This window comes from Myxococcota bacterium, assembly GCA_035498015.1.
Taxonomy (GTDB): domain Bacteria; phylum Myxococcota_A; class UBA9160; order SZUA-336; family SZUA-336; genus VGRW01.
This window is the reverse complement of record DATKAO010000019.1, coordinates 1-5,821: the sequence shown is the minus strand read 5'-3', so window position 1 is coordinate 5,821 and position 5,821 is coordinate 1. Positions and strand designations below refer to the sequence as shown.

The following is a 5,821-nucleotide window of genomic DNA, read 5'->3' as shown; positions in this document are numbered from 1 at the left end:
CGGAGATGGTGATGCCGGGCGACAACGTGACGATCTCGGTGGAGCTGCACACGCCGATCGCGATGGACCAGGGCCAGCGCTTCGCGATCCGCGAAGGCGGCCGCACCGTGGGCTCCGGCGTCGTCACCCAGGTCATCGAGTAACTCGTCATGGCGGCAGAGATCGGCACCCCGAAAATCCGGATCCGCATGAAGGCGTTCGACCACAAGCTCTTGGACATGAGCGCCTCGGAGATCCTCGACACCGCGATCCGCACCGGCTCCCGCACCGCCGGGCCGATCCCGCTGCCCACCACGATCGTGAAGTACACCGTGCTGCGCGGGCCGCACGTGGACAAGAAGTCGCGCGAGCAGTTCGAGATCCGGACCCACCGGCGACTCATCGACATCCTCGACCCCACGCCGCAGACCGTCGACGCGCTGATGAAGCTCGAGCTGTCGGCCGGCGTGGACGTGGAGATCAAGCTCTAAGTCACTCGCAGCAGGGAAGCTCCCATGGACCTCGATCCGAAAATCTTCGACGCGCCGATCCGCAGTGACCTGCTGTTCACGGTCAACGTCGCCCAGCAGGCCGCGCGGCGCTCCGGCACCGCGGCGGTGAAGAACCGCGCGCTGGTCTCGGGCGGCGGACAGAAGCCGTGGCGCCAGAAGGGCACCGGCCGCGCCCGCCAGGGCACCACGCGCGCCCCGCACTGGGCGGGCGGCGGCGTCGTGCACGGCCCGCGCCCGCGCGACTACTCGGTGAACGTGCCCAAGAAGGTGCGCAAGGCGGCGCTGCGCTCCGCGCTCTCGCTGCGCAAGCGCGAAGAGCGCGTGCTGGTCGTCGACTCACTCGGCCTGAAAGAGCCCAAGACGCAGGCGCTGGCCAAGAAGCTGCGCGACCTGGGCGCCGAGGACGTGCTGATCGTGACCAAGGAGCGCGACCGCGTGATCGAGCTCTCCGGCCGCAACCTGCCGCACGTGCGCGTGCTGCCGGTCGCCGGGCTGAACGTGCGCGACGTGCTGCTGCGCAAACACCTGGTGCTGCTGCGCGATGCCGTGCCCGCGGTGGTGGAGAGACTGTCGTGAAAGACCTGCGCCAGGTGATTCGCCGCCCGGTGATCACCGAGAAGAGCACGATCGAGCGCGAGAGCCAGAACATCGTGACCTTCGCGGTGCACCCCGACGCGAACAAGACCGAGATCAAGCGCGCCGTCGAGACGCTCTTCGACGTGACCGTGGAAGACGTCCGCACGCTGAACGTGCGCGGCAAGATGCGCCGCGTCGGCCGGCACCAGGGCCAGCGCCCGGGCTGGAAGAAGGCGCGCGTGCGGCTGCGCGCCGGCGATTCGATCGAGTTCTTCGAGGGAGTGTGATGCCGGTCCGCAACTTCAAACCCACCTCTCCCGGCCGGCGCGGCATGTCCGTGCCCGACTTCGTGGAGATCACCAAGGCCAAGCCCGAGAAGCGACTCACCAAGGGCAAGCGCGCCAGCGGCGGCCGCAACAACCGCGGCAAGATCACGAGCTACCAGCGCGGCGGCGGTCACAAGCGCAAGCTGCGCGACATCGACCTGCGCCGCGACAAGTGGAACATCCCGGCCAAGGTCGCGGCGATCGAGTACGACCCGAACCGCAGCGCGCGCATCGCGCTGCTCCACTACAAAGACGGCGACAAGCGCTACATCCTGGCGCCGACCGGGCTCTCGGTGGGTGACATCATCCAGACCAGCGAGCGCGCCGAGATCAAGCCCGGCAACACGCTGCCGCTGCGAGTCATTCCGACCGGCTCGCTGGTGCACAACGTCGAGCTCAAGCCCGGCCGCGGCGGACAGATGGTGCGCTCGGCCGGCATGGGCGCGCAGCTCATGGCCTGCGAGGGCAAGTACGCGCAGCTCAAGCTGCCGTCGGGCGAGACGCGCATGGTGCTCGCGCAGTGTCTCGCCACGATCGGCCAGGTCGGGAACGCCGAGCACGAGAACATCTCGGTGGGCAAGGCCGGCCGCTCGCGCTGGCTCGGCATCCGGCCGAACGTGCGCGGCGTGGCCATGAACCCCGTCGACCACCCGCATGGCGGCGGCGAAGGCCGCACGTCCGGCGGTCGCCACCCGGTGAGCCCGTGGGGCCAGCCGACCAAGGGTCACAAGACGCGCAACAACCGGCGCACCGATCGCTTCATCGTGCGCCGCCGAGGACAGAAGTAATGGCGCGCTCCGTCAAGAAGGGACCGTACGTCCAGCCGTCGCTGGCCAAGAAGATCGAGCGGCTGACTCAGTCGGGCGGCCGCCAGATCATCCGCACCTGGTCGCGGCGCTCGATGATCACGCCCGAGATGATCGGTCACACGCTGCACGTCCACAACGGACGCCTGTTCATGCCCGTGTTCGTGACCGAGAACATGGTCGGTCACCGGCTCGGCGAGTTCGCGCCCACGCGCAAGCCCGTCGTGCACTCGGGTGACCGCAAGGTGAAGGCCGCCCCGAGCGGCGCGCCGCCCGCCCCGCCGGCGCCCAAGGCAGGTGGGTGATGGAAGTCAGCGCGAAGCTCACGGGCGTGCGCTTCGGCCCGCAGAAGGGCCGGCTGGTCGCGGACCTGATCCGCGCCAAGCCCGCCTCGCGCGCGCTCGAGATCCTGGTCTCGTGCGAGAAGTCGGCCGCGCGCCCGCTCGAGAAGGTGCTGCGCTCGGCGCTCGCCAACGCGGTCGAGCACAACTCGCGGCACCAGGCCGGCATCGATCTCGACAACCTCTACGTCAAGACGGTCACCGTCACCGACGGCCCGCGCGGCTGGCGCATCCGCCCGCGCGCACAGGGCCGCGCCAATTGGATCAAGAAGAGCACGAGTCACGTGACCGTCGTGCTCGAGGAACGGTAGGAGAGCGCGTGGGACAGAAGGTACATCCGTACGGCTTCCGGCTCGGAGTCATCAACGGCTGGCAGTCGAACTGGTTCTCGGAACGGAATTACTCGCCGTTCCTGCACGAGGACCTGCGCATCCGCGACTTCATCAAGCAGAAGGCGTTCCACGCGGGCATCAGCCGGATCGTGATCGAGCGCCGTGCCGAGAAGATGTCGGTCAACATCCACACCGCGCGCCCGGGCATCCTGATCGGCAAGCGCGGCGCCGACGTCGACGCGCTGCGCCGCGAAGTCGGCGAGATGACCAAGAACGAGGTGTTCATCAACATCCGCGAGGTCCGGAAGGCCGAGACCGACGCGCAGCTGATCGCCGAGAACATCGCGCTCCAGCTCGAGCGCCGCGTCGCGTTCCGCCGCGCCATGAAGAAGGCGATGAGCGCCGCGCTGAAGTTCGGCGCCCAGGGCGTGAAGCTCAAGGTCGCCGGCCGGCTGGGCGGCGCCGAGATGTCGCGCGTCGTGCAGTACATGGAAGGGCGCGTGCCGCTGCACACGCTGCGCGCCCAGATCGACTTCGGCTTCTGGGAGGCGCGCTGCCCCTACGGAATCATCGGCGTGAAGTGCTGGGTGTTCAGTGGCTACGTGCCGGACGCCAAGCTGCACGAGCATCGGCTCGGCGCACCCGAGGAAGCCCAGACCAGGTAACTGGCTCCAGGTAAGTCATGCTGCAACCCAAACGAACCAAGTTCCGCAAAGTCCAGAAGGGTCGCGTGCGCGGCAAGGCGTACCGCGGGTCGGAGCTCGCCTTCGGCGAGTACGGCCTGCAAGCGCTCGATCACGGACTCGTGACCGCGCGCCAGATCGAAGCCGCGCGCGTCGCGATGACCCGCCACGCCAAGCGCGGCGGAAAAGTCTGGATCCGCATCTTCCCCGACAAGCCGATGACCAAGCGCCCGCCCGAGACACGCATGGGCAAAGGCAAGGGCAACCCCGAGTACTGGGCCGCGGTGGTGAAGCAGGGCCGCGTGCTCTACGAGATGGGGGGCCTCGACCGCACCACGGCGCGCGAGGCGCTGCGCCTCGCGGGTCACAAGATCGGCGTGCGCACGCGCATCCTCGAGAGGACCGACGTATGAAGCCCGCCGACCTGCGCAAGCTGTCGGACGCCGAGCTGGAGTCCCGCGTGAACGAGATGCGCGACCAGGTCTTCGACCTGCGCATCAAGCTCGCGACCCAGCAGCTGGAGAAGAACGCGACGCTTCGCCTGGCGCGCCGTGACCTCGCGCGCGCACTCACCGTCCAGGCCGAGCGGAAGGAGAAGTCATGAGCATGCGGGGATTGCGCCGGACCCAAGACGGCGTGGTGGTCTCCGACAAGATGGACAAGTCCGTCGTCGTCGAAGTGAGTCGCACCGTCCTCCACCCGCTGTACCAGAAGTACGTGCGCAAGCGCACGCGCTTCATGGCGCACGACGAGTCGAACGCGCTCAAGGTGGGCGACCGCGTGCGCATCGTGGAGTCACGTCCGATCTCGCGCCGCAAGCGCTGGCGCGTGCAGGAGAAGCTGGCGTGATCCAGATGCAGTCCGTGCTCGAGGTCGCCGACAACTCCGGCGCGCGCCGCGTCTTCTGCGTGAAGGTGCTGGGCGGCTCTCAGCGCCGCTACGCGTCGATCGGCGACATCGTGGTGGTGTCGGTGAAGGAAGCGCTGCCGGGCTCGCGCGTGAAGAAGAAGCAGCTCCACAAGGCGGTGATCGTGCGGACCAAGAAGGAGATCGGCCGCTCGGACGGGAGCTACATCCGCTTCGACGACAACTCGGTGGTGCTGGTCGACAACAACCGCGAGCCGATCGGCACCCGCATCTTCGGGCCGGTTGCGCGCGAGCTCCGCGCCAAGCGCTTCATGAAGATCATCTCGCTCGCCCCCGAGGTCCTGTGATGGCCGCGCGCATTCGCAAAGGAGACACCGTCCAGGTGATGGTCGGCCGCGAGCGCGGCAAGCGGGGCTCGGTGCTGAGCGTCGACAACGAGCGCCAGCGCGTGCTGATCGAGCGCGTGAACCTGCGCAAGAAGCACCAGAAGCCCACGGCGACCGTGCGCCAGGGCGGCATCATCGACAAGGAGGTCCCCGTGCACCTCTCCAACGTGGCGCTGGTCCACAAGGGAGAGACCACGCGCGTGCAGTTCCGCACCGTGGATGGCGTGAAGCTGCGCTGGAGCGTGAAGCACGACGAGGCGATCGATGGCTGAAGAACAGAAAGAAGAGAAGAAGAAGAAGAAGCCGAAGAACCTGGAGCTCGCGAACTCACCCGAGGCGCTGGCCAAGGCCGAGGCGCGCGCGGCGAAGAAGGCCGAGAAGAAGGGCGAGGCTGCGCCCAAGAAGGCGGCCGCGCCCCAGCGCGACGAGCCGGCCACGCCGCCGGTCGTGGTGGAGAACTACGTCCCGCGCCTGCTCGAGACCTACCGCAACTCGGTCGCGCCCGCGCTGCAGAAGCGCTTCGCCTACAAGAGCGCCATGCAGGTGCCGCGGCTGAAGCAGATCACGCTGAACGTGGGCCTCGGCGAAGCCACTCAGAACCCGAAGCTGCTCGACGCGGCGGCCGACGAGATCGCGCGCATGACCGGCCAGAAGCCGATCATCCAGAAGTCGAAGAAGGCGATCGCGAACTTCCGGCTGCGCGAGAACCAGCGCATCGGAGTGTCGGTGACCCTGCGACGCCAGCGCATGTGGGAGTTTCTCGACCGGCTGATCAACGTGTCGCTGCCGCGCGTGCGCGACTTCCGCGGAGTGTCTCCGCGCGCCTTCGACGGCCGCGGCAACTACACGCTCGGCGTGCGCGAGCAGATCATCTTCCCCGAGGTCGACTACGACAAGGTCGAGAAGATCCGGGGCTTGAACGTTTCGATCGTGACCAGCGCCACGACCGACGAGGAGGGCCTCGCGCTCCTCACCGGTCTGGGCATGCCGTTCAGGACGTGAGGATCCATGGC

The 5,821-nt window shown here is 68.0% G+C and carries 14 protein-coding genes; all 14 read left to right on the top strand.

Going from position 1 to position 5,821, the window contains the following annotated elements; genetic code table 11:
- Nucleotides 1-143 (top strand): elongation factor Tu (locus VMR86_01670; GenBank protein HTO05738.1); only part of this gene is annotated, 143 nt, incomplete at its 5' end.
- Between the two features lie 18 nt (nt 144-161).
- On the top strand, nt 162-470 hold the full coding sequence (rpsJ, locus tag VMR86_01665; GenBank protein HTO05737.1) for a 30S ribosomal protein S10: 309 nt from the start codon (nt 162-164) through the stop codon (nt 468-470).
- A 24-nt stretch (nt 471-494) separates the two neighbouring features.
- The gene (rplD, locus tag VMR86_01660; GenBank protein ID HTO05736.1) at nt 495-1,067 is read left to right on the top strand and encodes a 50S ribosomal protein L4; all 573 of its coding nucleotides are present in this window, start codon (nt 495-497) and stop codon (nt 1,065-1,067) included.
- Nucleotides 1,064-1,354: a 50S ribosomal protein L23 gene (locus tag VMR86_01655; GenBank protein ID HTO05735.1), complete on the top strand. Its 291-nt coding sequence runs from the start codon at nt 1,064-1,066 to the stop codon at nt 1,352-1,354. Before rplD ends, VMR86_01655 begins: the two co-directional genes overlap by 4 nt.
- Nucleotides 1,354-2,181, top strand: a complete 828-nt coding sequence (gene rplB / locus VMR86_01650; GenBank protein HTO05734.1) for a 50S ribosomal protein L2 — start codon at nt 1,354-1,356, stop codon at nt 2,179-2,181. Before VMR86_01655 ends, rplB begins: the two co-directional genes overlap by 1 nt.
- A complete protein-coding gene (gene rpsS, locus VMR86_01645) occupies nt 2,181-2,504 on the top strand; it encodes a 30S ribosomal protein S19 (protein HTO05733.1) in 324 nt (107 codons plus the stop codon). The genes rplB and rpsS overlap by 1 nt, the downstream gene beginning before the upstream one ends.
- Nucleotides 2,504-2,851: a 50S ribosomal protein L22 gene (gene rplV / locus VMR86_01640; GenBank protein ID HTO05732.1), complete on the top strand. Its 348-nt coding sequence runs from the start codon at nt 2,504-2,506 to the stop codon at nt 2,849-2,851. The genes rpsS and rplV overlap by 1 nt, the downstream gene beginning before the upstream one ends.
- A gap of 8 nt (nt 2,852-2,859) precedes the next feature.
- On the top strand, nt 2,860-3,537 hold the full coding sequence (gene rpsC, locus VMR86_01635) for a 30S ribosomal protein S3 (protein HTO05731.1): 678 nt from the start codon (nt 2,860-2,862) through the stop codon (nt 3,535-3,537).
- 17 nt (nt 3,538-3,554) lie between these two features.
- Nucleotides 3,555-3,968, top strand: coding sequence for a 50S ribosomal protein L16 (gene rplP, locus VMR86_01630; protein ID HTO05730.1), 414 nt, complete (start codon nt 3,555-3,557; stop codon nt 3,966-3,968).
- Nucleotides 3,965-4,159 carry a 50S ribosomal protein L29 gene (rpmC, locus tag VMR86_01625; protein ID HTO05729.1) on the top strand — a complete coding sequence of 65 codons (195 nt, stop codon included), beginning with the start codon at nt 3,965-3,967 and terminating at the stop codon, nt 4,157-4,159. Before rplP ends, rpmC begins: the two co-directional genes overlap by 4 nt.
- Nucleotides 4,156-4,404, top strand: a complete 249-nt coding sequence (gene rpsQ, locus VMR86_01620; GenBank protein ID HTO05728.1) for a 30S ribosomal protein S17 — start codon at nt 4,156-4,158, stop codon at nt 4,402-4,404. Before rpmC ends, rpsQ begins: the two co-directional genes overlap by 4 nt.
- On the top strand, nt 4,401-4,769 hold the full coding sequence (gene rplN / locus VMR86_01615) for a 50S ribosomal protein L14 (protein ID HTO05727.1): 369 nt from the start codon (nt 4,401-4,403) through the stop codon (nt 4,767-4,769). Before rpsQ ends, rplN begins: the two co-directional genes overlap by 4 nt.
- The gene (gene rplX, locus VMR86_01610) at nt 4,769-5,080 is read left to right on the top strand and encodes a 50S ribosomal protein L24 (protein HTO05726.1); all 312 of its coding nucleotides are present in this window, start codon (nt 4,769-4,771) and stop codon (nt 5,078-5,080) included. Before rplN ends, rplX begins: the two co-directional genes overlap by 1 nt.
- Nucleotides 5,073-5,810, top strand: a complete 738-nt coding sequence (rplE, locus tag VMR86_01605; protein HTO05725.1) for a 50S ribosomal protein L5 — start codon at nt 5,073-5,075, stop codon at nt 5,808-5,810. The genes rplX and rplE overlap by 8 nt, the downstream gene beginning before the upstream one ends.
- Nucleotides 5,811-5,821: the final 11 nt, after the last annotated feature.